The following is a 25,583-nucleotide window of genomic DNA, read 5'->3' as shown; positions in this document are numbered from 1 at the left end:
TTCACAGAGGCAGGACAAGCGATGGCTCACAAAAAAGGTGGCGGCTCCTCCAGAAACGGCCGCGATTCGAGCTCGCAGAAGCGAGGCGTGAAGATCTACGCCGGGCAGGAAGTCCGCGCGGGCAACATCCTGGTGCGCCAGGTGGGTTCCTCCATCCACGCGGGCCGCAACGTGGGAACGGGCCGTGACTACACGCTGTTCGCGCTCGTGGATGGCATCGTGAAGTACGAGTGGAAGTCGAACACCAAGAAGCAGGTGTCGATCTACCCGCTCTCTCCCTGAGCGAATCCTCGTCGAACCCCCAGGGGCGCTGTCAGCAATGCTGGCTGCGCCCCTGAGTCGTTTCTGGACCACGGCTGTCCGCAGTCCGGGGCGCTCCCCAGGCTGCACATGCAGCTTCTCTCTGAGGATCAAGGAACGATGGCGTACAAGCTCCTCGCCCTCGACGTCGATGGCACGCTGGTCCGTCGCGATGGCAGCATCCACGCCGAGGACCTGAGCGCGATCCAGCGACTACGAGCGTCGGGGGTGCCGGTCACCATCGCGACCGGAAGGCTCTATTCGGGCACGCGCGACGTCGCACGGCGTGCAGGGATCTCGGGGCCCATCGCCTGCGTGGATGGCAGCCTTATCGCTGACGCGGAGGGCGGAGAGCACCACTACCTGCAGACCCTCTCCGGAGCGGCGGCGGCCTCATTGCAGCGCATTGCCGCGGGCAACCTGGCCGCCAGCTTCCTGTTCGCACAGGACATGATCATCCACGACAACGCCGGAGACGCGTTTGCGCCCTACGTGAGCACGTGGTCCCCCTCCATCGAGAGGGTGGAGCGCGTCGCCAGGCATCATTCGTGGGAGCACGCGCAGGGAGTCATGGCGCTGGTGATGGTCGGCCTGGAGGGGCACATTCGCGATGCCCACACCGAGATCGAGGGAGGGCTGGGCGAGGCGGCGTTCGTGACCTCGTTCCCGGTGAGCCGTAAACAGGACGTCTACGGGCTCGTGGTGCGCGCTGCTGGACCGACCAAAGGAACTGCTGTCACCTGGCTGGCCGAGCACCACGGGTGCACGCCGAGCGATGTCGTGGTCGTGGGAGACTGGCTCAACGACGTGCCGATGTTCCGGACTGCCGGGCGCTCCTTCGCGATGGTGCAAGCGCCGGAAGCGGTCAAGGACGAGGCAACGGACAGGCTCGAAGCGCACGGTGACGTGGGGGGAGGCGTGGCCGAAGCGATACGGAGAGCGTTCGGCGTCTGAGCCGCGTGAGAGGCGCGGCGCTCCTGATCACGACGCACCAGCGGCGCGAGGCTCAGTCCTCGAGCGCATTGAGCAGGCTGTGGAGGATTTCCGCCTGAGAGCCGAGCACAGGGTCGCTCTGTGCCCTCGACAGTGCTGCCAGTGAGCGCGCCTGCCACATCACGATGGGGCGGAGCCCACCGACGCGATCGAGCTGGCTGCCCAGGAAGGCGCGGTGCAGCCTCCGCACCATGGCCAACGCCGACGCGTATGCGATCACATCGCCGTGGCGTGCGTCAGCGATGCGCTCCACGTTGGAGGAGTAACGACAGCGGATCGTGTTCTGCGAGGTCAGCCGCTCCCCGCTCCGCGCGTCGCGGTACGTGGCGCCCACCTGGATGTCCAGGGTCTCTCCGGGAACCCAGACAGGGACGACGACACGGGCCACCTCCGTGCGCGCCTCGCCTGCGTAGAGCTCGTCGAGGAAGATGCGATCGAGTTCCGGAGTGAGCGCGCTGGTGCCCCCCGACAGCTCGAGCACGCGCAGGGGGGCAGGAGCGGAAGCCAGCGTGAGCTCCACGTCCTGGAGGACCACGTCACCTGGCGGAGGGATCATCTCGGCGACCGCATCCTCGCGCTCTTCCTGGGAACCACCCACGTAGGTGTCGTCACCGAGTGGGCGCAGCGCGTCGTCGTCGAGCTGGTCGGAAGCTCCCACGGCGGTGACGCGGATGCCTTGGGCTTGCATCGCCTCCACTTCGCGTCGGAGACGCGCGTCGTCGACAGCGAGGCCCGCGCCATCCGTCACCACGAGCACCTGACGCTCGACCGTCGAGGCCTGGGCGGTCGCGCGCTTGACGAGCTGCGCTCGCGCGAGCGCGAGGGCCGCGGCGAGGCTTGCCTGTCCAGAGGCCGGTTGGGCCTGCGGGAGAGCACCCTTCGTCGGCGAGGGTGCCCGGCGACGGTGGGAGAGCACGCGCTGCACCGCGGCGCCCAGCAACGTCCGGTGCGAGCCGGGGAGGAGGGGGAGAACCATGCGCGCAGGCGTGGCGTCGAGGATCGTCACCCTGTCTCGCTGGCCGACGTTGTCGAGTGCCACCTCTGCGAGCGAGGCGATGGCTGCGGCGTGGCCATCCAGCACGACGGCGAGGAACCGCGGCGGTCTGGTGTTCGCTTCGGGGAAGGCTTCCGTGGGGACCAGCGCGTCGATGCGCACCAGGATCTCGCCGCCCCACGAGGGCACCAGGTGGTCACTCGTGCGGAGCACCACGGCCAGGCCAGGACCACTCATTGCCACGGGCCGCGAGGTCTCGCGCCAGACGCCGCTGCGGGGGAGCAGAAACCCGGTCGCCGGCTGCCAGGGCTCGTCGGCGCTCCTCCGAATGACTGGGCTGGGTGTCTCGGCCGCGTCCAGGAATTCCACGCCATTCGCGGTCAGTACCGAGGCGCCGCGGACTCCCCCCTCGGCGAAGACGAGCTTCCCGTCACGGGTCAGCACGGGCGTCGAGCAGCTCGTCAGCGATGCGAGGAGGCACCCCAGCGCTGTCCTTTGTACCCACCGCATCCCAGGTGCCACGATGACCGCCTTGCGGGCTCGGACCCGCTTTCCCTCATGATGGCGCACAATCCTGTCGGGACCAATGGGTGAGCAGAAGAACCCGCCGCGACCCACATGAGGGCTGCGGCACGTGCAATTCCTCTGTCAGCACGGGGACACAGGCAACACGGGTTGCATCACCGGAAGCGCCTGTTTGACAGGAGACACGTGCCGGTGCGTGTGGCAAGAGGACGTCATGCAGGCAGAGGGGCCCGCGTATCGCTACCGCGTCGGCGCGGATGAGAATGGCCTCGGCCCTCGGCTGGGTCCCATGATCGTCACGGCCGTGCTCGCACGGGTCAACGAAGATGGCTGGTCGATCGCCGGCCGTGCGCCGCAGGGGGCACTGGCGAAGCGTCTCGGCGATTCCAAGCAGTTCGTGGCCCACGGCGACGTCGCGCTCGGGGAGGCGTGGGCCCGGGTGCTGGTCCAGCGCGGGGCGGGTCGCACCACGGACGCTACCTCGCCCGACGCGCTGATCCACGCAATCTCGGCGGATGACCAGAGCACGCTCAGGTCACCCTGTCCCAACCACGTGACGTCCCAGTGCTGGTCGAACGAGGGCGAGGCGTTCGAGGCGGAAGCTCCGCTCCTGCGCTCGATCCACAACGACCTCGACCGGCTCGCCGCCCGCGGTGTCGAGATCGTCGCGGTCCGCTCCGTCATTCTCTGCACACGTCGCCTGAACGACGGCCTCCTCGCCGGGAAGAACCGCTTCGTCCTCGACCTGCACGCCATGGAACGCCTCTTCCTCGACCTTCGCGACGTGGCCGGTGCGGAGGTCTCCGCGGTCTGCGGCAAGGTCGGCGGCTTCGGAAAGTACTCGGGCGCGTTCGGCCCCCTCGCGGGGCGCCTGCACGCAGTTCTGGAGGAGAGCCGCGCCCGCAGCGCCTACCGCTTCCCGGATCTCGGCGAGATCGCCTTCGTGCGCGATGGCGACGCTTCGGACCTGTGCGTTGCCCTGGCGTCGATGGTGGGGAAGTACGTGAGAGAAGTGCTGATGGCGCGCGTCGTGCGGCACTACCAGCGCGAGGTGGAAGGGCTCGCCAGCGCGAGCGGTTACCACGACCCGGTGACCGCCTCGTTCGTCGCGGCCACCCGCCTCGTGCGCGAGGGGCGCGGCATCCCCGACGACTGCTTCGAGCGCCGCAGCGCCGAGCCCCCTCTGGGAGCCCGGCGTCGCGTCCGAGCTACCGGTTCATGATGTGAACCGCGGCGCCCATCGCGTGCGCCGCCGCTTCCATGAAGGACTCGCCCAGCGTCGGGTGGGGGTGCACCGTCAGCGTGATGTCCTCCAGGAACGCGGCCATCTCCAGGGAGAGCGCCGCTTCGCTGATCATCGTGCTCACGTCGGGGCCGACCATGTGCACGCCGAGCACCTGCTTCGTCTTCTTGTCGGCGATCACCTTCACGAAGCCCTCGGTCTCGTTCATGGCCATGGCCTTCCCGAGCGCCGCGAATGGGAATTTCCCCACCGAGATCTCGATGCCCTTTGCCTTGGCTTCGGCCTCCGTCAGGCCGACGCTGGCGATTTCCGGGTCGGTGAAGACCGCGCCAGGAATGGCCACCCAGTCCTTCTCGGCATGGTGTCCCGCGATCACCTCGGCCGCGATCTCACCTTCCTTCGTGGCCTTGTGGGCGAGCATCGGCACGCCGCTCACGTCGCCTACGGCATAGATGGACGGCACGTTGGTGCGGCACGACCGGTCCGTGGGGACGAACCCGCGCTGGTCGATGGTCACCCCGACCTGCTCGAGCCCCAGGTTCTTCGAGTTCGGCCTCATCCCGATCGCCACGAGGACCACATCGACGTTGGCGGTGATCTGCTTGCCGTCCTGATCGATCTTCACCGAGATCGAGCCATCGGCCAGCCTCTCGTACCCCGCCGCCTTCGCGTTCTTGTGGATCGTCGCACCTCGCTTGAGGAGGCGCCGCTCGACGATCTTGGTGCACTCCGGATCGGTGCCGGTGAGCAGGTCGGGCAGCGCCTCGACCACCGTCAGCTCGGAGCCGAAGCCCTGGTACACCATCCCCAGCTCGAGCCCGATGATCCCGCCGCCGATCACCAGGAGGCGCTTCGGGATCTCGCGCAGGCTCACCGCGTCCTTCGCGCCGATGATCTGCTTGCCGTCGAACTTGAACGACGGCAGCTCGATGGTGCTCGAACCCGTGGCGATGACGATGGCCTTGGTGGCCTCGAGCTTCTCCACGGTCCCGTCGGCCTGCGTCACCTCCACCTGGCGGGGCCCGACGATACGCGCGTTGCCCATGACGAGGTCGGCGCCGTTGCCCTTGAGCAGGCCGCGCACACCACCGGTGAGCCGCTTGACGATGCCTTCCTTCCAGTCCTGCAGCTTGCCGGGATCGACCTCGACGCTGCCGATGCGGATGCCCATGGAGTCGGCATCCTTGGCCTTGTGGTAGAAGTGGGCCGCCCCGATCAGCGCTTTCGACGGGATGCACCCCCAGTTGAGGCACACCCCGCCCGGTGACTCCTTCTCGATGCAGACGGTCTTCTGCTTGAGCTGGGCGAGGCGGATCGCACAGGGGTATCCGCCGGGGCCCGCGCCGATGACGATGGCGTCGTAGGTCTTCATCCTGATCTCCGCTCGATGACTCTCACCAGGGCGCTCATCGAGAGCGCTCCCGCACATCAAGAACGTGGGGAGCGTACCCCGGCAGGACAAGCCGGACGGTTCAAGGGCGTCCAGCTCGAGGCCGGCTTACACGACCTCGCTTCCAGCGGAAACACCTCACCCACAAAAAGGCAGACGGCGCCATCGAGGCGCCGTCCACATGATCACGACAGGGATGTCAGCGGATCAGTTGCCGCCGTCACCACCAGCGCCACCGGCACCGCCGGCACCGCCGGCACCGCCAGCGCCACCCGCGCCACCCGCGCCACCCGCGCCACCGCCACCGCCGGTACCGGCGCCATCATACGCATCCTCGGTGCAGACCTTGGTCGTCCCGAAGGTCCTGCAGGTGAAGCCCGCGCTGCAGGTGTCGTTCGCACCGCAGGCCGCGGGGAGGCTGCAGAAGCCTTCCGGCGGGCTGCCACCCTGAGGCGTCTGGCACCAGACGCTGGGGTTGTCGCACTGGCTGTGCTCGCTGCAGGGCTGAGCGCAGAAGCCGCCGTCGCCCGCTGCGCTGCCCTGGGGGACCAGGAGGCAATCCCCCACCCCGGCGCCGCCGCACTGCGTGGCAGGGTTGCCGCCCAGCACGCACACGGATGAGCACTGGCCAGCGGTAGCGCTGAAGGCCAGGCACACGCCATCGCAGGGATCCGGATCCGCCGCGGGATTGCAGGCCCGGCCATCCGGGAGGCCGCCTTCATCCGAGGGGGCGCACAGGCCGCCGGCCGAGAACCCATCGCAGAAGCGGCCGGCGCCACATTGCGCATCGGTGCCGCACGCCGGGAAGCAGACCATGAAGGCGTTGACGCCATCCGTGGTCAGCTCGTTGCAGGCCACATCGCTGCGCCCGTGGCACTTGTCGGGGTTGAGCTGGAAGCCGCTCTCGGACCCCACCTCGCATGCCTCGAAGCACAGGTCGGCGAGGCAGGTGTGGCCGCCGCAATCTGCGTCATCCGCGCAGCTACGGGTGCAGTAGCCACCCGCGACGCCGCCCAGCGAGGGATCGTTCCCGTCGGGCGTGACGCAGCGGTTGCCCTCGCCGCAGGTCGCATCGGAGGTGCAGGGCGCCCCGATGTTGGGATCGAGCGCGCCACCGGTGCTCGTGGTCGTCGTGGTGGGGCCGGTCGTCGTCGGGCTGCCGCCCCCGCCCCCCTCGTTGTTGTTGCCGTCGTCGCCGCCACACCCCCAGAAGCCTGCTGCGAACACGCTTCCTGCGAGCAGTACAACCGACATCCGCTCAAATTTCATCTTACGTGTCTCCTCAGGCTTAAGGAGCCCGGCTAGCCGGGCGTGCGTTGAGCGCCTGCTGTTCAGACGACGGGTTTTACCCAAGGCAAAGGGCCAAGGCTAGATCCGAATGTAGAGAATAGTGCTCCAGCCGTGACTGGCACCAGGGGCAGATCACGTTGGCGCTGTGCTCCGCTGCCGTGCGCGCGGTCAACAACGCCGCCGGCCCACCCCGTCGCTCAGCCCCCGCTATGACCGGGGGCAGGCTGGGAACGGAGCAATTCCTCGCGCTGCTCGCGCAGATGCCAGGGAAGCTCGGCGTAGACGTCGTCGAAAATGGACTCTCTGGCCGGAGGCGGCAGCGCTTCCACCTCGGAGATTGCGGCCGCGATCTCCGCGTTCATGGTCTTTTCCAGATCGGCATCCAGCCCGTCGTCGAGGGTGCCCTGGGCGACCAGGTACCGGCGCAGCCGCAGCAGTGGGTCGCGCTGCATCCAACGATCGACCTCTTCCTGAGAGCGGTAGCGGGTCGGGTCGTCGCTCGTGGAGTGCGCGCCGATCCGGTAGGTGAGCGCCTCGATGAACGTCGGGCCCCCACCCGCGCGTGCCCTGGCGACTGCAGCGGAGACGACGCTGTAGATCGCGAGGACGTCATTGCCGTCCACCCGGACCGAGGGAATGCCATAGGCACGCCCTTTGACAGCGAGCGTCGCCGACGCGGTCTGCCGCGACGTCGGGACGCTGATCGCCCAGTGATTGTTCTGGCAGATGACCACGCAAGGCACCCGGTAGACGCCCGCGAAATTCAGCGCGATGTGGAAATCGGGCTCACTCGTGGCGCCGTCACCCAGGAAGCCGATGACTGCCGCCTTGTCCCCGCGCAGCTTGGAAGCCCATGCGGCACCGACGGCCTGCGGGAGCTGGGTGCCGATACAGCTCGACCAGGACACCTGATTGGCAGCTCGGCCGCTCATGTGTGAGGGCTGCTGGCGCCCCTTCTGGTTGTCCCCCGAGTTGCCGAACACCTGCGCGATGTAGGTCCGGAGCGGGAACCCTCGGACGAGCATCATCACGCTCTCCCGCAGCGCCGGGAACACCCAGTCGGTTGGCGCCAGCGCCAGCGCCGTGGCAATCGGCGTGGCCTCCTGTCCGGTGCAGGCGCCGTAGAACCCGACGCGCCCCTGCCTCTGAAGCAGGATCATCCGTGCATCGAGGAGGCGCAGCCGCTTGATCTCGCGGTACGCGCGCATCGCGAGGTCGAGGCTCATCCCGTGGTCGACGCCAGGAGCCGCCGTGCCGTCGTCCTGCAGCACGGTGAACAGCCCCAGATCCGGCGCCGTGGCGCTCCCCTCGGTCGGAGCCGTGCGCATTCCCGGCGCATCGCCTCCCGACATCGAAGCGTCGCGCTCGTCGGAGGTGGTCGGAGGGTGGCCCGCAGTATCAGCCGCGTTCATGTCCGCCGACCATAGCGCGAAAAGCAGCTATCGCGGAAGTAGCGGCGCCCGCTCCGCGGAATGCAGGGCCCTGCGCGCGATCAAGGCTCGCCCCGAGGTCCGGGCGGCAGCGGCGCGGACACCTCGTCTTCCTCCTCGTCCTCGGGCCGACGCGCGCCGAGCGTGAAGACATGCAGCGCCACGGCGGCCGTGAGGAGCAGAAGCTCCATCTGGCTGACCTTCTCTGCGCGCTGGTGGAGCTGCTCGAGTTCTGCCCCCATCGCTCCTTGCCCGCGCTGAGCGCCCGCGCGGTGCAGATCGTTGATGCGAGGGGTGAGGATCAGACCCATGTACGCGGCCATCGCCGCGAGCAGCATCGCCGCGAAGCGACGGACCCGCGCGGTCACCGTGCGGCCGTGGCGACGTGCAGCCCAGGTACGCACCACCTCGGCGCCGAGCAGCACCACGGCAGAACCGAGCGCGATCTGATCGAAGCGCGCGAACGCCGCGCCCATCGCGTCCCCCGAGAACGGGGCGGGGGTCATGCGAAACACGAAGGGCGCTGCGCAGAAGCCGAGCGCCACCAGCCCCCCGGCCCACACCCCGGCGGCGAGCACCCCGGCCGTCGTGGCCGCGCGTTCGACCAGCATCCTCCTGGCCGCGCTCCTCTCCTCGGGGCTCGGCTCCAGATCGGCCTCCGTGAAGCGGTGCTCCTCCTCGCCCATGGGCTGCATGGCTGACTCCTGCCCTCCTCCAGTGACCTGTGCCTCGGCCGCTCTCTGCGACCCTACCCTCGACCCTACTCTGGCACGCTGCCTGCCGTCGAGGAGCCTGCCGTCGAGGAGAGCACGCCGAGCGCCTCCTCGACGGCTTCCGGATCAGCGAGCCGCGCGTCGCCTCGCATGGAGAGGAGCACTGGCTTCGCCGAGAGGAGCCGCGCCCGACTGGCCGCAGCCACCGCGAGCGTGCGGCGATCCCGATCTCCGGCGCGAAGCTCGCGCAAGATCTCCTTCTCTGCGCGCGCATCCCCCATGCGCGCGAGGGCGACGCGTGCATGCCAGAACAGCGGATCTCGCCCGAAGCCGAGCACCCCCCCGAACGCGCGCCTCTCCAGCGCCCGGCGCGCCCCCTTCACACCCAGCTCGCCACACAGCTCGATGGCCGCCGCCTCGTCTTCCCGGTCCGCTCCCTCAAGCTTCCCCGACGCGACCTCCGCGAGGCCCGCGCACACCTTGGCGTCCTCGCCCTCGCCCGCACGCGCCAGCAGCACTGCCGCCGCCGTGCGGACACGCGCGGATGCGTGCTGGAGCAAAGCGTGCGCCCGCTCCAGCGCCTCTGCAGGGAGGTCGGCGAGCCCCGTCCTCACATCCTGCTGGCTCGCTGGGGTCTCCTCGGGGGCGCTCCGGGATCCCACCTCCTCGATCATGCGCAGCGCGATGTGGCACACGAGCGCATCCTCGTCGCGCGTGGCCTCGAGGAGTGCCTCGAAGATCTCCTCCCGTTCCCTGCAGACCCGCGGAAAGGCGATCACCGCCTGGAAGCGGATCTCGGGGCGCTGATCCTTGAGCGCGCGCGTGAGCCGGACCGTCGCCCTCGGATCACCGACCTCGCCGAGCGCTGCCACGGACATCTGGCGCACGTAGGCATCCTCGTCCTCCACCGCGACCAGCAGCGCCGGGAGCGCCTCCACCGCATGGATGTCCGCCAGCGCGAGCGCGGCCTCGGCCCGCACCGAGCCTTCCCCGTCACGCTGGAGGGCTCCCTGCAGCGCCTGGATCACCCGCTCACGCGCGGCCTCGGCGTGTTCCACGAGATCCCGGACGGCTTCCGCACGGATCGCCGGGCGACGCGACCCGAGATCGCGGACCGCAGCTTCCAGGTTCCGTCGGAGGGGTGCGAGGGACAGCACGGGTTAACCGCCGCCGGCGCCGCCCGCTCCACCTGCGCCCCCCATCCCTCCGGCCCCGTCCCCTCCGGAGCCACCCGCGCCCCCCGCCCCGCCAGTGCCACCCGCGCCACCCGCGCCACCCGCGCCACCCGCGCCACCCGCGCCACCCGCGCCACCCGCGCCACCCGCGCCTGGCTCGTACGGGGTGTAGGACGGCTGCTCCGGGTTGGGCAGACAGACGGCTGCGGGGCAATCCTCCACGCAGCTCGTCTCCGTCTCCCCACACAGGCTGTCGCAGCTCCCGTCACCGCAAGTGCACGCGGGCGTCGGGATCTCCGTGCGCACCATGCAGACCTTCGACGCGATCGGCTCCAGATCGATGATCAACGCCTGACGATCCACGGGGGCGACGCACGTGTAGCCATCGCGGCAATCGTCGTCGTCATCGCACTCCTTCATGCAGAAGGTCCGCTCGAAGCGAGGCCATCGCCCATCGTCTGTGGTGCCGCACGCGGCATCCAGCATCGGATCGAAGGAGACGCAGACCCCGTCGTCTTCGGGGCACGAATCCGGTTCGCAATTGAAGATGGTGCAGTACCCACCAGGCTGCGTCGTGTCGCACAGCCGATCTCCCTGCTGCGAACAATCGACGGACGTCTGGCAGTCACTGCCGATCTCGGGCGAGCAACCCGTGAGGGCCACGGCGGCGACCAGGAAGAAGGGAGCGAGCGCAGGAAGCCAGGGATTCAACGCGGGCGTTCCTACTCGTCCAGGCGCCAGCGCGCAAGCAGCGCGTCCCCGGCGCACCAGGGTCGGATGACCGGCTTCCTCCCGAAATTCAATACTTGGCATGGCTCTTTCCGGGAGTCCCAGGCGTGTGAATTGACAGCTTCCCCCGCGGACCCTACAACGCGGAAACCCGGAGGGGAGCCGGGTTCACCCAGGAACGACGAACCTATGTCGACCTACATCACCGAAGACTGCATCAACTGCGGCGCCTGCGAGCCCGAGTGCCCCAACGAAGCCATCAGCGAGGGCGACGAGATCTACGTGATCGACCCCGAGCTGTGCACCGAGTGTGTCGGGTTCTACGACCACGAGGCCTGCCAGGCGGTGTGTCCGGTCGAATGCTGCCTGCCGAACCCCCAGATCGTGGAGGCGGAAGACGCGCTGATCTCCCGCGCCTTGAAGCTTCATCCCGACGATGAAGAGCTCAAGAAGAAAGCGGCCGCGAACAACTTCCTCTCCCGGTTCCGCAAGTAAGCGGCTTCGTCGGCGGGATCGGGCGCTGGCCGACACCGGCGCGTCTGCCCCGATCGTCCGACCCCGAAGCTGAGTCGCTCTGACAGGAACGTCCTCTTCGTGCGGCGCCTCCAGCCCCTCGCCTCCCGACGCGCATCCCGACGCATCCCCGGGCTCATCCTCGCGGGCGCCTTGCTCGGCCTCGCCTCGGGCTGCGCAGGGGGCGCGCCACTGCTCCACCCCGCCCATGTCCTCCCCGAGGGAGAGGTGAGTGTGGGCGGAGGCCTCTCGGGCACGCTCCTCCTCACGCCGCGCGCGCAGCCCTCCTCCTCCTCCACGGAGCCCACCGCGGCGACCGGCGGTCAGGTCGATCTCGAAGATCTCACGGTGGCCTCGGGAGTCGCCCCCTGGGTCGCCGGCCGGGTAGGCATCGCTGGAGACAACGAGGCGGGGCTCACCTACACGGGCCGGACGCTGCGCCTCGACGGACGTCACGCCTTCAACCTCGGAGCCCCGACCCTCTCCGTGGGCCTCGGCGCCTCCGCCATCCTGGCGCGTCGCCCCGGCAGCGGCGCCGATGCAAGCAGCGTGTATGGGGGGGGCGTCGACGTTCCCATCCTCCTCGGCTTCCGTTCCTCGGCCGACGTGTACGCGCTCTGGCTGGGTCCGCGGGTTGGCTTCTCCCTGCTCCGAGGCAGCCTCCAGCGTGGAGATGCCGCCGATCCCAACGACAGCCCCGACGTGGCCGAGGTGTCTGCCAGGCACCTCCAGCTCGGCTTCGTCCTCGGCCTCCGAGCCGGGTTCCGCCACCTCCATGTCGCCGTCGAGGTCGGAGCTGCCTACCACCGCGCCGACGGTGAGCTGGACGGCACCGACCTGTCGCTCGAACAGGCCGCGCTCGCCCCCGGCGGTGGCCTGATCCTCTCCTTCTGACCGATCCTGACGCCCTGTCCCACCTCACCCGGAAACCACACCAAATTCCGGCAGATCCTGGCCGAGCGCCTCCGGCTTGCCCGCCCGAGAGTGCAAGCCTAGACTGATCGTCATGCGTCTCGTCGCGGCCCGTGAAGCCGTCCTGATCGTTGCTTCCAGCGCACTCGCGGCGACGGGTTGCTCGACGCCCGTCGTCGACATGGCTGACGCGAACGGGGTGGTGACCCAGGGGCTCGTGCTCGTCGAGCGCTCGGCGGTGGAGGGCGCCTCGGCGCAGACCAACGTCTCTGCCAAGTTCATGCGCCTCCCTGCCACGGCCGACGCAGATCTCGCCGAGCGCATCGTCGGCTCTCCGTTCGATCGTCCGCCCGTAGGCACGTGTCTCCCTGTGGGCGGGGCGCGGGGCGCGACGGAGGAGCCTGCGCCGAGCTTCAGCGGCACCGGTCCCATCGAGCTGCTCGACGTGGGCGACGTGACCGTGCGCACCCGCGAAGCCCCGCTCGCCCTTGCTGCGCGCGCTTTCCCCGACGTGGGCGACCTCGTCTTCGGCGTCTTCTACACCTCCAGGGACACGAGCAGCGAGCTGCCCGCGCCGGCGCGCTACACGATCGACAGCTCCGGCTCGGCGCTGCTCGAGCGGTTCTCGTTCGACGCCGACGCGCCCGCGAGCCCCGAGGACGTGCGCCTCGGCGACGTGGACCTCTCCGACGAGGCCGTGATCGAGGAGGGCAAGAGCGTGCTCTTGACCTGGCGCGCGCTGGACACGGCGCACGTGGACGACCGCATCTACGTCGACGTGATCGCCGCGAGCGGCGCCGCGGTCCGCTGCGGCTTCGAGGACACCGGGCGCGGCGTGCTCCCCGCGTCGGCGCTCCACGTACGTGCCTCCGAGGGCCAGCCCACGTCGGTGACCGTGGCGGTGCGGCGGGTGCGAGAGGTTCCCTTCGCCGCCCACGGCATCGACTTCGGTGAGGTCCGCTTCGACCTCTCCGTGCTCGGCAAGGCCCGGCTGGTCTCACCCTGACCCGCGTGGCGCGCGACGACCTGCGCCGGAAGGCCGCGGAGCTCGTCGCTGCGGGCCAGGTGCACGAGGGCGCGGAGCTCCTCGTCGCCGCCGGAGACCACGCAGGCGCTTCGCTGCTCCTCGAAGAGGCCTGCGACTTCAGCGGCGCCGCGAGAGAGGCGCTGGCTGCCGCCGAGCCCCGCCGCGCCGTGCTCCTCGCCGCGCTCGGCGGCGACGATGCGCTGGTGCAGCGCGCGACGGCGCAGATGCGCGAGACCTCGCCCCGGGAGATCCTGCTCCACCTCGGGCGTGACCTGCTCGCGCGTGGTCACGCGCGCCACGCCGCCCGCCTCCTCGACGACCTCGGCGAGCACCTCGAAGCCGCGGAGGCCTACCTTGCAGCGCGCGCGTCCTGCGAGGCTGCCGCCTGCTTCGATCGCGGCGGCCGGCCTGCCGACGGCGCCCGCGCCCTGGAGGCCGCGCTCCGCCAGCACGCGGACGACCACCCCGTGCGCCTCGCCCTCGGACAGCTCCTCGCGCGCCACGGCCGCACCGAGGCCGCGGTGCGCGTCCTGCAGCAGCTCCCTCCGGACACCCCCGAGCGCGACCGCGCCTTGCCGCTGCTCGCGCGGAGCCTCGTCGCGCTCGGCCTCGACGACGCCGCGCGCACCGTGCGCGACGAAGCCAGGCGCCGCGGCGTGCCTGACGAACCACCCGAGGCCCCGGCGGACGTGCCCACCCCTCCCTCCCCAACCCCTCCCTCCGGGGCGGCACCCTCCTCGCGCAGCGGCGCGTCACCCGGCGGCGTCGGGCAGCTCCTCTTCGGGAGGTACGACGCGCAGCGCGAGGTCGCCGTCACCCCGCACGCTCGGGTCATCGAGGCCCGCGACCGCGTCACCGGCGAGCCGGTCGCCGTGAAGATCTTCGCCAGCGTCGCCCTCGGCACTGGCCGCGACGCCCTCCTCCGCTTCGAGCGCGAAGCCCGCGCGCTGTCGCAGCTCCGCCACCCCCACGTGGTCGAGCTGCGCGGCTATCACCCGGAGGGCCCGGCCATGGTGCTCATGTGGATGACCGGCGGCTCCCTCGCCGATCGGCTGCGCCACGAGGCCGTCGCCCCCGCGCGCGCCGTGGAGATCGCCAGCGCGCTCCTCGGCGCCCTCGGCGAGGCCCACCGCCTCGGCATCCTCCACCGCGACGTCAAGCCGAGCAACGTGCTCTTCGACGGCGTGGGCGCGGCCCGCCTCTCCGACTTCGGCGCGGCCCACCTCGGCGACCTCTCGAGCACCGCGACCGCGGGCGCGATCGGCTCCTTCGCGTACATGTCCCCCGAGCAGCGCCTCGGCAAACCTGCCACCCTCGCGAGCGACCTGTTCGGCGTCGGCGCGGTCCTCTCCGAGCTGCTCACCGGCGAGGTGCTCTCGGCTGCCGAGGACGGCCAGCTCGACCTCGCCCCCAGCACGGTGAACCCCGATCTCTCCGGGGCCCACGACACCGTGCTCGCCCACCTCCTCGCGAGCGAACCCGACGCGCGCCCCGAGAGCGCCTTCGAAGCGAGGCGCTTGCTCCTCTCGCTGCGCTGGCCGACGCGCCTGCGCCCCGCGCGCCCCCGCCGGCAGAGCACCCGGCCGAGCGCGCGTCCCGGCGCTGCGGACGGCGCCGCGGACCAGAGACGCCTCCACGACAGCACCACGCTCGGCGACGGACGTGACGCGGCCGCGCGCCGCCACGACCGCTGGCTCGCCCGTGACGTGCTCATCGTCCCTCTCACGGCCGACGAGCTCGCGCGCGCCCGCGCCTTCGCCCGGGCAGCCCACCCGGCACTCCCCGTGGTCCTGCGCATCGATCAAGCTGCCAGCGAGATCTGGGTCGCGCCGCCTTCTGGCCGCGCCCTCGCCGACGACCCCGCGCCACTCTCCCCCGACCATCACGCCCGGCTCGCCGCCGCGCTCACCGCCCTCCACGCAGCCGGCGGCGCGCACGGGCACGTGGACCCCGAGCACATCTACCTCCACGACGGCGACGTCACCCTCGCCTACCCGCGGGGCACTCTCCCTGCCCACGAAGGCGCGCCCGCAGCGGAGCACGACCTCGAAGGCTTGCGGCATCTCGAAGGCGCCAAGCGCGACGATCGCCCCTTCGCTGACGGTCGCCCCTCCCGCTGACGGCCTCCTCTCCTGTGACGGCCTCCCGGTGCTCGCGGTATCGTCACCCCGTGCCCCTCTCCTGCCCCCGGTGCCAGATCCCCCTGAAACCCGTGCACACCGTGGCTGCTGCGAGCGGCGCGCGGGTCGAGCTGGAGCGTTGCGACACCTGCCAGGGCCTCTGGCTCGACGGCCCCGCGATCCCCGCCATGTGCCCGACCGTCTCCCACCTCGCCGAGCGCCGCTTCGAGGTGGCGGTCCTCGGCCGTCAGGGGGCCGGCATCTCCCGCTGCCCTCGCTGTGATCTGGTCCCCTTCGAACTCGACATCATCGAGGTCCCCCTCGATTTCTGCATCGGCTGCTCGGGCGTCTGGTTCGACGGCGACGAGCACGCCGAGATGGTCTCCCTGAACGCCACCAAGGCATCCACCGTGAACACGTCCCGGGGCGGCGCCTACCGCAGCGCGCCCACGGAGCCGGCCATCAAGAACCACACCGCCTGCGCCGGGTGCAGCAACGTTGTGCCGATCAAGAGCACGCACATGTGGGAATCAGGCCCGCTCTGCCGCACCTGTCACGGCGAGCGCCTGCTCCAGGAAACTCCCCCGCAAGCGGCAGCCAGCCGCTCGTTCGCCGAGTCCTTCCGGCTCCTCCTCGTGGCCGTGCACGAGCACGCGACCCTCGCCCCCCGCCTTTAAGAGCGTATCCCCCTGGAGCTCCCGTCGCTGCCCGGCCGATTTTCGGCGCATCGCTTCGTTGCGCCTCGTCGGCCTACTTCAATCCTGGCAGCGCGTCGCACCCTCGGTCCGGCGCTACAGGCAGGTCGTGCTGTCGTAGTAGTAGTCGTCGTAATCGGTCTCGGTGATCTCGTAGCAGCAGTACCCGTCCCGGTACTCGGGCCCGCTGTCGACCGACGCCACCTCGCCACCGCAGCTCGGCGATCCGAAGAAATCGATCGCCTCCTCCTGCGACGGGCACCCGTCGAAGGCCTCGTACTCCGCCTCCGAGTAGTCGAAGCAGCCGTACCTGGAGCACCCGCTGGCGCTCAGGGAAATCGCAGCGACGGCGACGAGCACGAAGGCGCGGACGTGGTGGTTGAACGAAGCCATGACGAAGGATCTCCTCGGACGCGACGGGAGTACGCCCGCCACCGCCTGCCATGATACCCCGGAGTCCCGCCGAGGGTGCAGGGGAGCACGCCGGACGCCGCGACCCCCGCTTCCCTTGCGCTTCCCTTGCGCTTCCCTTGCGCTTCCCCTGCGCTTCCCTTGCGCTTCCCCTGCGCTTCCCCTGTGGATCGCGCCGCGGGCAGTGGCCGTCCGAGGCCGGTTGCGGTAGCACCTCGCCCATGTCGGCAGGACACAGAGAACATCGTGGCGCGGTGCGCGCGGCGCGCGGGGCGGAGCTGAGCTGTCGCGGGTGGATCCAGGAGGCGGCCCTCCGCATGCTCCACAACAACCTGGACCCCGAGGTCGCCGAGCGCCCCGAGGACCTGGTGGTCTACGGCGGCACGGGCAAGGCTGCCCGCTCCTGGGAGGCCTTCGACGTCATCGCCCGGGAGCTGCGGGATCTCGCCGACGACGAGACCCTGCTCGTGCAGTCGGGCAAGGCCGTGGGCCGCTTCCGCACCCACCCCGACGCGCCCCGCGTGCTCCTCGCCAACTCCAACCTCGTGGGCCGCTGGGCCACCTGGGACGAGTTCCGGAGGCTCGAAGGCCTCGGCCTCATCATGTACGGCCAGATGACCGCGGGCTCCTGGATCTACATCGGATCGCAGGGCATCGTGCAGGGCACCTACGAGACCTTCGTCGCGGCCCGCAAGGCGCACGAAGCGCGCGTCCCCCGCCAGGGTGGGCGCTGGCTCCTCACCGCGGGCCTCGGCGGCATGGGCGGCGCGCAGCCGCTCGCCGCCACCATGGCCGGCCTGTCCTGCCTCGGCATCGAGATCGACCCTGCCCGCATCGACAAGCGCCTCCGCACCCGCTACGTCGACGAGCGCATCGACGACCTCGACAAGGCCCTCGCCGCCGTCGAGGAGAGCGCGCGCGAGGGCCGCCCCCGCTCCATCGCGCTCTGCGCCAACGCCGCCGACATCTTCCCCGAGCTGGTCCGGCGTGGCGTCACCCCCGACCTCGTCACCGAGCAGACCGCGGCCCACGACCCCCTCATCGGCTACATCCCCCAGGGTCTCTCTCTGGAGCAAGCCGCGGCGCTCCGCGCGAGCGACCCCGCCGCCTACATCGCGCGCGCCAAGGAGGGCATGCGCGTCGAGGTCGAGGCCATGCTGGAGATGAAGGCCCGCGGCGCCGAGGTCTTCGACTACGGCAACAACATCCGCACCTGCGCCATGGAGGCGGGCTGCGACCGCGCCTTCGAGATCCACGGCTTCGTCCCGGCCTACATCCGCGAGCTCTTCTGCCAGGGCAAGGGCCCCTTCCGCTGGGTGGCGCTCTCTGGCGACCCCGACGACATCGCCGTCACCGACCGCGCCGTGCTCGACGCCGTGCCGCACGACCCCGACCTCCGCCGCTGGATCGAGACTGCCCAGCAGCGCATCGCCTTCCAGGGGCTCCCCTCGCGCATCTGCTGGCTCGGCTACGGCGACCGCGCCAGGGTCGGCCTCGCCTTCAACGAGCTGGTCCGCGCCGGCAAGGTCAAGGCCCCCATCGTCATCGGCCGGGACCACCTCGACTGCGGCTCCGTCGCCTCCCCCTTCCGCGAGACCGAGGGCATGAAGGACGGCTCCGACGCCATCGCCGACTGGGCGATCCTGAACGCCCTCGTCAACACCGCGGCCGGCGCCTCCTGGGTCAGCTTCCACCACGGCGGTGGCGTCGGCATCGGCAACTCCCTGCACGCCGGCATGGTCGTCGTCGCCGACGGCACCGAGGCCGCAGCGCGCAGGCTCGAACGGGTGCTCACCTCCGACCCGGGCATGGGCATCATCCGCCACGCCGACGCCGGCTACGAGACGGCCATCGAGGTCGCCGACAGGGCCGGCGTCCACGTCCCCCACCGCGGCTGATCTCCCCCCGCCACGCACTCCACTTTCCCAGGTTCGTGCCGGTCTCTGGTTCGACGCTCGCGCGAAGAAACAGGGGTAGCGACCACCGGGAGCGTAGGGGGCCGGTAGGCCCCTGCTTCAGGGTGCGCAGCACTAGTTGATCTGGACCGAGCCTCCCTGGATCCGGTTCACCCCCGACGAGCGCGTCAGCACGTAAGCACCCCGGATGAGGATCTTGCCCGCGCGGGTGAGCGTGATGCTCGACTTCCCGCAGCGCAGCACGATCTCCTTCTCCGCCGCGATCTCCACCCGCTCCTCGTCGACCCGCGCCTGCAGCGCGCCCCCAGCGCTCTCCGCACGTCCGGCGCGTCCCGCGCGCTCCGCGCCGCCCGGCGTGAACATCCGCCCCATCACCACCGGCCGCCCGGGATCCCCGCCCTCGAACATCAGCGCCACCTCGACGCCCACGTCGCCGCTCCCGAGCTGCACCATCGCCCGCGCGGCCACCCCTTCCGCGCCGCTGCCCGGGAACACCACCCGTGCGCCCGAGGCCGTGACCTCCTCGACGCGCCCCACCATGATCCCCTCGACCCGCTCGGGGAGCACCACCGCTGCCGCTGCCTCGGCCCGCGCCGCCTCGGTACGCGCCGCGCGCGCGGCCTCGGAGCGCGCCGCGTGCTCGGCGAGCACCAGCTCGAGCAGCGTCTCGGCCCCTGCCTCGTCTGCGGGATCTGCCGCGGATCCACCCTCCGCCTCCAGCAGCATCTCCTCCGTCTCCTCGACGGCCGGAGCCTCGTCTCCCTCGACTCCTGTGACCTCCGCTCGTGAGCCGGCTTGGTCCATGGCGCGCTCCTTCAGGATCCCGGACGGGATCTCGACCACCATGGTAATCCACGCCCATGCCGTGCGTGCGCCGAGCGAACCAACGCATCACGCCGTTGATGAGGACGGCGGCGAGGACGTCAGCCAGCGCGTAGGCATCTTCGCGTCAACTGCTCCTTGACGCACCCACCCCCAGGCGCGAATTGACGCCGATTCGCGGAGTCATGATGACCGATCGCCTCAACACCAGCAGCACCGGCGCCCACGAAAACGGGCAAGGCAACCATGCCGCCCTGACCCTCGGTGCGCCTGCCGCGCAGGCCACGCAGGCCGCGCAGAACGCGCAGGCCGGGCAGGACGCGCCGCCGCTCGTGCCCTCCCAGGTCCTCGCAGGCAAGCGGCTGGTCGTCGTCGGAGGGACGGGCTTCCTCGGCAAGGTCTGGCTCTCCATGCTGCTCACCCGGTTCCCCGAGGTCGAGCACCTCTACCTGCTGGTGCGCCCCAAGGCCGATCAGTCGCCCGAGGAGCGCTTCTGGTCCCAGATCATCACCTCCCCGGTCTTCGACCCCGTCCGCGAGCAGCACCCCGGCGCCGCGTTCGAGGACTTCATCCGCAAGAAGATCACCCCCGTCGCCGGGGATGTCGTCGAGCCCCTCCTCGGCCTCGCGCCCCTCGTCCCCGAGCTGACCGGCAAGACCGCTGCGGTGGTCAACGTCGCCGGCGTCGTCGACTTCAACCCGCCGCTTGACGAGGCGCTCGACGTCAACGCCTTCGGTGTCAACAACCTCGCCGAGCTGGCGCGCGCCCTCGGCGCCCCGGTGATGCACACCAGCACCTGCTACGTCGCCGGCTACCGCTCTGGCCTCATCGAGGAGGTGAACCCCGCCGAGGTCCCGTTCCCTCGGGCCAAGGGCACCACCTGGTATGGCGCCTCCTGCCCCAAGCGCCCCCTCGACCGCTCGCACTGGGACCCGCAGCGCGAGATCGACGAGTGCCTCGACCTCATCAAGCAGGCCCGCCAGCGCTGCGACGACGCCTTCCGCCAGAGCGCCTTCCTCGACCAGGCCAAGCACAACCTGGAGAAGCGCGGCGAGCCGTGCCGCGGCAGCGCCCTCGACAACGAGCTCGCCAAGGTGAAGCGCAAGTTCATCAAGGATCACCTCACCGAGGCTGGCCAGGAGCGCGCCCTCTTCTGGGGGTGGACCAACATCTACACCTACACGAAGAGCATCGGTGAGCAGGTCCTCGCGGCCTCCGGCGTTCCCTTCACCATCGTCCGCCCGGCGGTCATCGAGTCGTCCTCCGAGTTCCCTTGCCCCGGCTGGAACGAGGGCATCAACACCTCGGCGCCGCTGCTCTACCTGATGAGCAAAGGCCAGGTGCAGATCCTCGGCGACCACGACGTCCGCCTCGACCTCATCCCCGTCGACATGGTGTGCAGCGGCATGATCGCCTCGCTCTGCGAGCTGATCGAGGGCCGCGCCCCGGCCGTCTACCAGTACGGATCGACCGACGGCAACGGCTGCCGCATCACCCGCTACCTGGAGCTGATGGGCCTCTACAAGCGCCACCAGGTCCAGATCGGCAAGCGCACCACCGTCTTCGACATGATCTCGCAGTACTTCGAGCCCCGAGGGATCACCCTCAAGGAGTACGAGACCCACGGCTCGCGCCGCATCGCCAACACCCTGAAGGGCCTCGGCGGCCTGCTCCACAAGGCGGGCGTCGGCCCCGCCGCCGCCCTCTTCAAGCCCGCCGCGAAGGCGCTCGAAGCGGCGGCCCGCGCCGAGGAGCAGACGGCGATGATCAACGAGGTCTTCAAGCCCTTCACCGCCGAGGGCGACTGGGTCTTCTCCTGCGCCAACACCCGCGCCGCCTTCGACCGCATGCCCCCCGAGGAGCGCGCCGCCTTCGTCTGGTATCCGGAGAAGATCGACTGGCGCCACTGGATGTTCGAGGTGCACCTGCCCGGCCTCGAACGCTGGGTGTTCCCCGAGATCGACGCCCGCTTCAAGCGCGAGCTCAAGGCGCTCCGGCCCTACGACAACCTCATCGACATGCTCGACGAGCTGGCCGAGCGCCACGACCACGCCCTCGCCCTGCAGCAGCTCACGGGCGTTGGCCTCACCCGCACGAGCTACCGCGAGATGCGCGAGGCGGCGCTCGCCACGGCCTCTCGCCTGCGCGCCCTCGGCCTCGCCCCTGGCGACCGGGTGATCCTCACCGGCCAGAACCAGCCCGCGTGGCCCATCGCCTACTTCGGCATCCTCTGCGCAGGCGGCGTCGTGGTCCCGGTGGACCCCGGCCTCGAAGCCCTGCAGCTCGCCAACATCGCCCGCTCGTCCACCGCCACCATCGCCCTCTGGGACGAGAGCGTGGAGGAGAAGATCGGTGGTGCCGCCCGCGATGCCATCCCCGCCTTGCGCATCTTCGACCTCGCGGCCTTCACCGAGCCCCTCGCCCCCGAGGAGGGCCTCGCCCTGCCGGCGCACCGCCCCCACTCCGAGGACCTCGCCAGCGTCATCTACACGAGCGGCACCACCGGCGAGCCCAAGGGGGTGATGCTCACCCACAGCAATTTCACCGCCCTCATCGCCTCCCTGATCCCCGTCTTCCCGCTCGGCGAGCGCGACCGGGTGCTCAGCGTCCTGCCGCTCCACCACACCTTCGAGTTCACCTGCGGCCTGCTCCTGCCGCTCTCGCAGGGCGCGCGCATCATCTACCTCGACGAGCTGCACGCCGACCGCCTCTCCGAGGGCCTGAAGCAGGGCCGCGTCACCGCGATGGTGGGCGTCCCGGCGCTCTGGCAGATGCTCGAACGCCGCATCATGAGCCGCGTCAAGGAGCAGGGGAAGGCCACCGAGACCGCCGTGGGCTGGGCGATGGAGCTGAACCGCCTCCTCGGCAAGCGCCTCGGCGTCAACGCCGGCCGCCTCTTCTTCGGCAGCGTCCACGCGGGTCTCGGCGGCAGCGTCCGCTACCTCATCTCGGGCGGCGCCGCGCTCCCCAAGGACACCGCCGAGGTCTTCTCCGGCCTCGGCCTGCACCTCAGCGAGGGCTACGGCCTCACCGAGGCCGCGCCGGTGCTCACCGTCGCCAAGGCCTCGCCCCGCGCCCGCGCCGGCCACGTGGGCAAGCCCATCCCCGGGGTGACGATCAAGATCCAGAGCCCCGACGCGGGCGGCGTCGGCGAGGTCCTCGCCCGCGGCCCCAACGTCATGAAGGGGTACTTCGGCAACACCGAGGCCACCTCCCAGGCCCTCGACGACGAGGGCTGGCTGCACACCGGGGACCTCGGCAAGCTCGACAAGCGCGGCCAGCTCGTCATCGTCGGCCGCGCCAAGGAGGTCATCGTCGCGGCGAGCGGCGAGAACGTCTACCCCGACGACGTCGAGAACCTCCTCGGCAAGATCGACCACGTGAAGGAGCTGAGCATCGTCGGCATCGACGACGGCCGCGGCGGCGAGCGGGTCGCCTGCCTCGCCGTGCCCGAGGTGCCCGCCGGCATTCCCGGCCTGCCCGGGTCGCTGCCCGGGTCGCCCGAGCAGGGCGAGGCCCTCTCCTCCCGCGCCGAGCGGCGCGAGAAGGCGCTCACCGCCCTGCGCGACGCCATCCAGAAGCTTCCCCGGGTCGCCCAGCCCGCCGTCGTGCACCTCTACGACGCCGACCTCCCGCGCACGGTCACCCGCAAGATCAAGCGCACCGAGGTGAAGGCCATCCTGAGCCGCCTCTCCTCCGCCGTCGTCCCCCTCTCGGCCGAGGGGGGCTCCGCGAGCGCGACGCGCCACGCGCTCGCCGCCATCGCCAGCAGGAAGCCCACCGAGATCTCGGCTGCCATGTCCCTCAAGGGTGACCTCGGCTTCGACTCGCTGATGGCCATGGAGCTGTCGGTCGCCCTCGAAGCGCAGCTCTCCCGTCCCCTCGACGTGAACCGCCTCGCCCGCTGCGAGACCGTGGGTGACGTCGAGACCTTGATGGCGGAGTCCGGGGCCGCGGCCGTGGACACCCGGATCATCGAGGAGGCCGCGCCCGAGGAGGAGCCGATCCGCGTCCCGCCGGTGATCGCCGACGCCGCCAAGAAGGTCCTCACCGCGGGCCAGATGGGCTTCTACGGCAAGGTGATGCGCCCGACCGTCTACGGCCGCGCGTACATCCCCCACAACCGGAGCACCATCGTCGCCTCGAACCACGCCAGCCACCTCGACATGGGCCTCGTGAAGTACGCGCTCGGCAGCTACGGCGAGGAGCTGGTCTCGCTGGCTGCGCAGGACTACTTCTTCGAGGACCGCTGGCGCCGCGCCTACTTCGAGAACCTCACCAACCTCGCGCCCTTCGACAGGAAGGGCGGCCTCCGCCAGGCGCTGCGCCAGGCGGGTGACCTCCTCGAACGCGGCCGCACCGTGCTCATCTTCCCCGAGGGCACCAGGAGCCCCGACGGCGCCGTGCACGAGTTCAAGTCGGTGATCGGCCACCTCGCGCTCTCGCACGACGTCGACATCCTCCCCGTCTACCTCGGCGGCACCTTCGAGGCCCTCCCCAAGGGGCGCTCTCTCCCCACCCGCCGCGACGTGGTGGCGCGCATCGGCCCGCCCCTCAACGTCACCGACCTGCGCCGCCTCACCGCCGGCATGAAGCCCGCGGCGGCCTACCGCAAGGTCGCCGAGCTGACCCAGAGGGCGGTCACGGCCCTGCGCGACGGCGGCGTCCTCGACCTGAGCCGCATCGAGCACCTCGACGACGCCGCCTCGAAGAAGGAGCACCCGCTCGTCGCCCTCTTCCGCGAGGTCACCGCGCGCTACGTGCCCGGCCGCGTCGAGCAGTCGGTCACCTACTACATCACCCTCGGCCCCGAGGCCGACGACAAGTGGACCCTGCGCGTCGACCCCGACGGCTGCGGCGCCCACCTCGGCAAACCGCCCAGCGGACAGGCCGACTGCGTCCTCAAGACCTCGCCGGAGATCTTCACGAAGATGATCCGCGAGGGGTATGTTCCCGGCCCCGTGGAGATCATGTCCGGTCAGGTCAAATCGAACGACGCCTCGCTGCTCCTCCTCTTCCCGAGGGTCTTTGATCTCGGCGGCGGCGTGCGCCACACCGATGGGGTGGGCGAGGCGTCTCCAACGTCAGACGCCGCGACGGGCAGCGCGGTCGGGGTGCAGGGATGAGCCGCTACCTCGTCACCGGAGCCACGGGCTTCCTGGGCACCCACCTCGTCGATCAGCTCCTCGCCGGGGGCCACGAGGTCGTCGCCCTGTGCCGGAGCGACTCCTCCGAGGCGCGCGCGCTCGCCGGGCGCGGCGTCACCGTCGCTCGTGGCGACATCCTCGACGGCGCGAGCGTGCGCGCTGCTGCGGCCGGCGCGGGCGACACCCCTGCCTGCGCCGGCGTCTTCCACTGCGCCGGCAAGGTCTCCCGTCGCCGTGAGGACGCCGCGGAGCTCTACCGGGTCCACGTCGAGGGCACGAAGATCACCCTCGACGCCTGCCGCGAAGCCGGGGTGCGCCGCGCCGTCCTCGCCAGCACGAGCGGCGTCTCCGCCGTGAGCCGCGACCCCTCGGTCATCGACGAGACCGCCGATCCTCCGATGGAGATCATCGCCTCGTGGCCTTACTACCGCTCCAAGCTCTACGCCGAGCGCGCGGGCCTCGACCGGAGCGGCCCTGGCTTCGAGGTCATCGCCGTGGGCCCCTCGCTCCTGCTCGGCCCTGGCGACGTGCACGGCTCGTCGACCGGTGACGTCACCCAGTTCCTGGAGCAGAAGGTCCCCGTCGTTCCTGCGGGTGGCCTCTCCTTCGTCGACGCCCGCGACGCCGCCGCCGGGATGATCCTGGCCATGGAGAAGGGGCGCGCGGGAGAGCGCTACCTCCTCGGCGCCGCGAACATGACGCTCGAAGCCTTCTTCGGCCGCCTCGCGCGCATCTCTGGCGTCCAGGCCCCGAAGCTCCGCCTCCCCCGGAGCATCGGCCTCGCCAAGGCCGGCGCCCAGATCCTGGAGCGCCTCCAGAAGCACCTTCCCGTCGACCTCCCCCTCGACCCGGTCTCGGCCGAGATGGGCCAGCACTACTGGTACGTCGACTCGGCCAAGGCCCGCCGCGAGCTCGGCTGGACCTCTCGCGATCCTCTCGCGACCCTCGCTGACACCATCGACGACCTGCGCGCCCGCGGCCTCTCCTGGCCCACCGTTTAAGTCCCCACGAGGGGACTCGCGTCCCCTTGCCCCGCCGGGAGTGAATCCCGTCGGGGCCCCACTCCCCGCGAACCGCTCTCGCCAGTCGCCACACCGTGCCCCTTGGCAAAGCGTCGCGCCTTGGGTTTTCCTCAGAGGCCCCGCACCTCTCAGGCCCTCGTTACCAGGTTCCGCGGGCACCGGGGGTAGCGACCATCGGGAGCGTAGGGGCCGAAGGCCCCTGCTCCAGGGTACGTA

General features: G+C 70.7%; 20 protein-coding genes. 11 read left to right on the top strand and 9 right to left on the bottom strand.

Translation table 11 applies throughout. The features are described from left to right. The first annotated feature begins 21 nt into the window (after nucleotides 1–21). Both rpmA and CAP_RS13095 read left to right on the top strand, forming a co-directional pair. Nucleotides 22–282, top strand: coding sequence for a 50S ribosomal protein L27 (gene rpmA, locus CAP_RS13100; protein WP_044240457.1), 261 nt, complete (start codon nucleotides 22–24; stop codon nucleotides 280–282). A 138-nt stretch (nucleotides 283–420) separates the two neighbouring features. Next, entirely contained in the window at nucleotides 421–1,254 is an 834-nt protein-coding gene (locus CAP_RS13095; protein WP_044240454.1) for an HAD family hydrolase, read from the top strand. A 52-nt stretch (nucleotides 1,255–1,306) separates the two neighbouring features. Here the strand turns inward: CAP_RS13095 and CAP_RS13090 are convergent, their stop codons facing one another. Continuing rightward, nucleotides 1,307–2,731: a vWA domain-containing protein gene (locus CAP_RS13090; RefSeq protein ID WP_044240450.1), complete on the bottom strand. Its 1,425-nt coding sequence runs from the start codon at nucleotides 2,729–2,731 to the stop codon at nucleotides 1,307–1,309. A gap of 295 nt (nucleotides 2,732–3,026) precedes the next feature. On the opposite strand from CAP_RS13090, the gene CAP_RS13085 reads away from it, so the two are divergent. Beyond that, a complete protein-coding gene (locus tag CAP_RS13085) occupies nucleotides 3,027–4,034 on the top strand; it encodes a hypothetical protein (protein WP_044240624.1) in 1,008 nt (335 codons plus the stop codon). Here the strand turns inward: CAP_RS13085 and lpdA are convergent. The 6 genes from lpdA to CAP_RS50285 form a co-directional block, all read right to left on the bottom strand. Next, on the bottom strand, nucleotides 4,021–5,427 hold the full coding sequence (gene lpdA / locus CAP_RS13080) for a dihydrolipoyl dehydrogenase (RefSeq protein WP_044240448.1): 1,407 nt from the start codon (nucleotides 5,425–5,427) through the stop codon (nucleotides 4,021–4,023). The two genes, CAP_RS13085 and lpdA, sit on opposite strands and share 14 nt — an antisense overlap. 225 nt (nucleotides 5,428–5,652) lie before the next feature. Beyond that, nucleotides 5,653–6,714 (bottom strand): hypothetical protein, encoded by a 1,062-nt coding sequence (locus CAP_RS50290; RefSeq protein ID WP_156040746.1) that lies wholly within the window; start codon nucleotides 6,712–6,714, stop codon nucleotides 5,653–5,655. Nucleotides 6,715–6,932: 218 nt separating this feature from the next. Continuing rightward, nucleotides 6,933–8,147 carry a thiamine pyrophosphate-dependent dehydrogenase E1 component subunit alpha gene (locus tag CAP_RS13070; protein WP_231511423.1) on the bottom strand — a complete coding sequence of 405 codons (1,215 nt, stop codon included), beginning with the start codon at nucleotides 8,145–8,147 and terminating at the stop codon, nucleotides 6,933–6,935. 80 nt (nucleotides 8,148–8,227) lie between these two features. Continuing rightward, a complete protein-coding gene (locus CAP_RS13065) occupies nucleotides 8,228–8,860 on the bottom strand; it encodes a DUF4149 domain-containing protein (protein ID WP_231511421.1) in 633 nt (210 codons plus the stop codon). A 65-nt stretch (nucleotides 8,861–8,925) separates the two neighbouring features. Then, on the bottom strand, nucleotides 8,926–10,035 hold the full coding sequence (locus CAP_RS13060; protein ID WP_044240443.1) for a HEAT repeat domain-containing protein: 1,110 nt from the start codon (nucleotides 10,033–10,035) through the stop codon (nucleotides 8,926–8,928). Nucleotides 10,036–10,038: 3 nt separating this feature from the next. After that, on the bottom strand, nucleotides 10,039–10,764 hold the full coding sequence (locus CAP_RS50285) for a hypothetical protein (RefSeq protein ID WP_044240441.1): 726 nt from the start codon (nucleotides 10,762–10,764) through the stop codon (nucleotides 10,039–10,041). 207 nt (nucleotides 10,765–10,971) lie between these two features. Here CAP_RS50285 and CAP_RS13050 point away from each other — a divergent pair, with 207 nt between their 5' ends. The 5 genes from CAP_RS13050 to CAP_RS13030 all read left to right on the top strand — a co-directional run bounded on the left by CAP_RS13050 (nucleotide 10,972) and on the right by CAP_RS13030 (nucleotide 16,031). Then, entirely contained in the window at nucleotides 10,972–11,277 is a 306-nt protein-coding gene (locus tag CAP_RS13050; RefSeq protein WP_044240439.1) for a YfhL family 4Fe-4S dicluster ferredoxin, read from the top strand. Between the two features lie 99 nt (nucleotides 11,278–11,376). Continuing rightward, nucleotides 11,377–12,189 carry a hypothetical protein gene (locus tag CAP_RS13045; protein WP_231511419.1) on the top strand — a complete coding sequence of 271 codons (813 nt, stop codon included), beginning with the start codon at nucleotides 11,377–11,379 and terminating at the stop codon, nucleotides 12,187–12,189. 112 nt (nucleotides 12,190–12,301) lie between these two features. Then, complete coding sequence (locus CAP_RS13040) at nucleotides 12,302–13,213, top strand: hypothetical protein (RefSeq protein WP_044240436.1); 912 nt, start codon at nucleotides 12,302–12,304, stop codon at nucleotides 13,211–13,213. 5 nt (nucleotides 13,214–13,218) lie between these two features. Continuing rightward, nucleotides 13,219–15,354, top strand: a complete 2,136-nt coding sequence (locus CAP_RS13035; protein ID WP_044240433.1) for a protein kinase domain-containing protein — start codon at nucleotides 13,219–13,221, stop codon at nucleotides 15,352–15,354. 14 nt (nucleotides 15,355–15,368) lie between these two features. Then, complete coding sequence (locus CAP_RS13030) at nucleotides 15,369–16,031, top strand: zf-TFIIB domain-containing protein (RefSeq protein ID WP_306413876.1); 663 nt, start codon at nucleotides 15,369–15,371, stop codon at nucleotides 16,029–16,031. Nucleotides 16,032–16,145: 114 nt separating this feature from the next. On the opposite strand, the gene CAP_RS13025 is transcribed toward CAP_RS13030, so the two are convergent. Next, on the bottom strand, nucleotides 16,146–16,442 hold the full coding sequence (locus tag CAP_RS13025) for a hypothetical protein (RefSeq protein ID WP_044240428.1): 297 nt from the start codon (nucleotides 16,440–16,442) through the stop codon (nucleotides 16,146–16,148). A gap of 239 nt (nucleotides 16,443–16,681) precedes the next feature. Here CAP_RS13025 and hutU point away from each other — a divergent pair, with 239 nt between their 5' ends. Further along, nucleotides 16,682–18,358 carry a urocanate hydratase gene (gene hutU / locus CAP_RS13020; RefSeq protein WP_044240426.1) on the top strand — a complete coding sequence of 559 codons (1,677 nt, stop codon included), beginning with the start codon at nucleotides 16,682–16,684 and terminating at the stop codon, nucleotides 18,356–18,358. Nucleotides 18,359–18,490: 132 nt separating this feature from the next. Here hutU and CAP_RS55700 read toward each other — a convergent pair whose 3' ends face one another. Then, the gene (locus tag CAP_RS55700; RefSeq protein WP_052375026.1) at nucleotides 18,491–18,916 is read right to left on the bottom strand and encodes a DUF6484 domain-containing protein; all 426 of its coding nucleotides are present in this window, start codon (nucleotides 18,914–18,916) and stop codon (nucleotides 18,491–18,493) included. Between the two features lie 467 nt (nucleotides 18,917–19,383). On the opposite strand from CAP_RS55700, the gene CAP_RS13010 reads away from it, so the two are divergent. Together CAP_RS13010 and CAP_RS13005 are read left to right on the top strand one after the other, a co-directional pair. Further along, nucleotides 19,384–24,324: an AMP-binding protein gene (locus CAP_RS13010; RefSeq protein ID WP_052374997.1), complete on the top strand. Its 4,941-nt coding sequence runs from the start codon at nucleotides 19,384–19,386 to the stop codon at nucleotides 24,322–24,324. Beyond that, the gene (locus CAP_RS13005) at nucleotides 24,321–25,346 is read left to right on the top strand and encodes an NAD-dependent epimerase/dehydratase family protein (protein ID WP_044240424.1); all 1,026 of its coding nucleotides are present in this window, start codon (nucleotides 24,321–24,323) and stop codon (nucleotides 25,344–25,346) included. Before CAP_RS13010 ends, CAP_RS13005 begins: the two co-directional genes overlap by 4 nt. Nucleotides 25,347–25,583 lie beyond the last annotated feature (237 nt).

Origin of the sequence: Chondromyces apiculatus DSM 436 (genome assembly GCF_000601485.1) — a bacterium.
GTDB lineage: Bacteria > Myxococcota_A > Polyangia > Polyangiales > Polyangiaceae > Chondromyces > Chondromyces apiculatus.
This window is presented reverse-complemented; position numbering and strand designations above follow the sequence as displayed.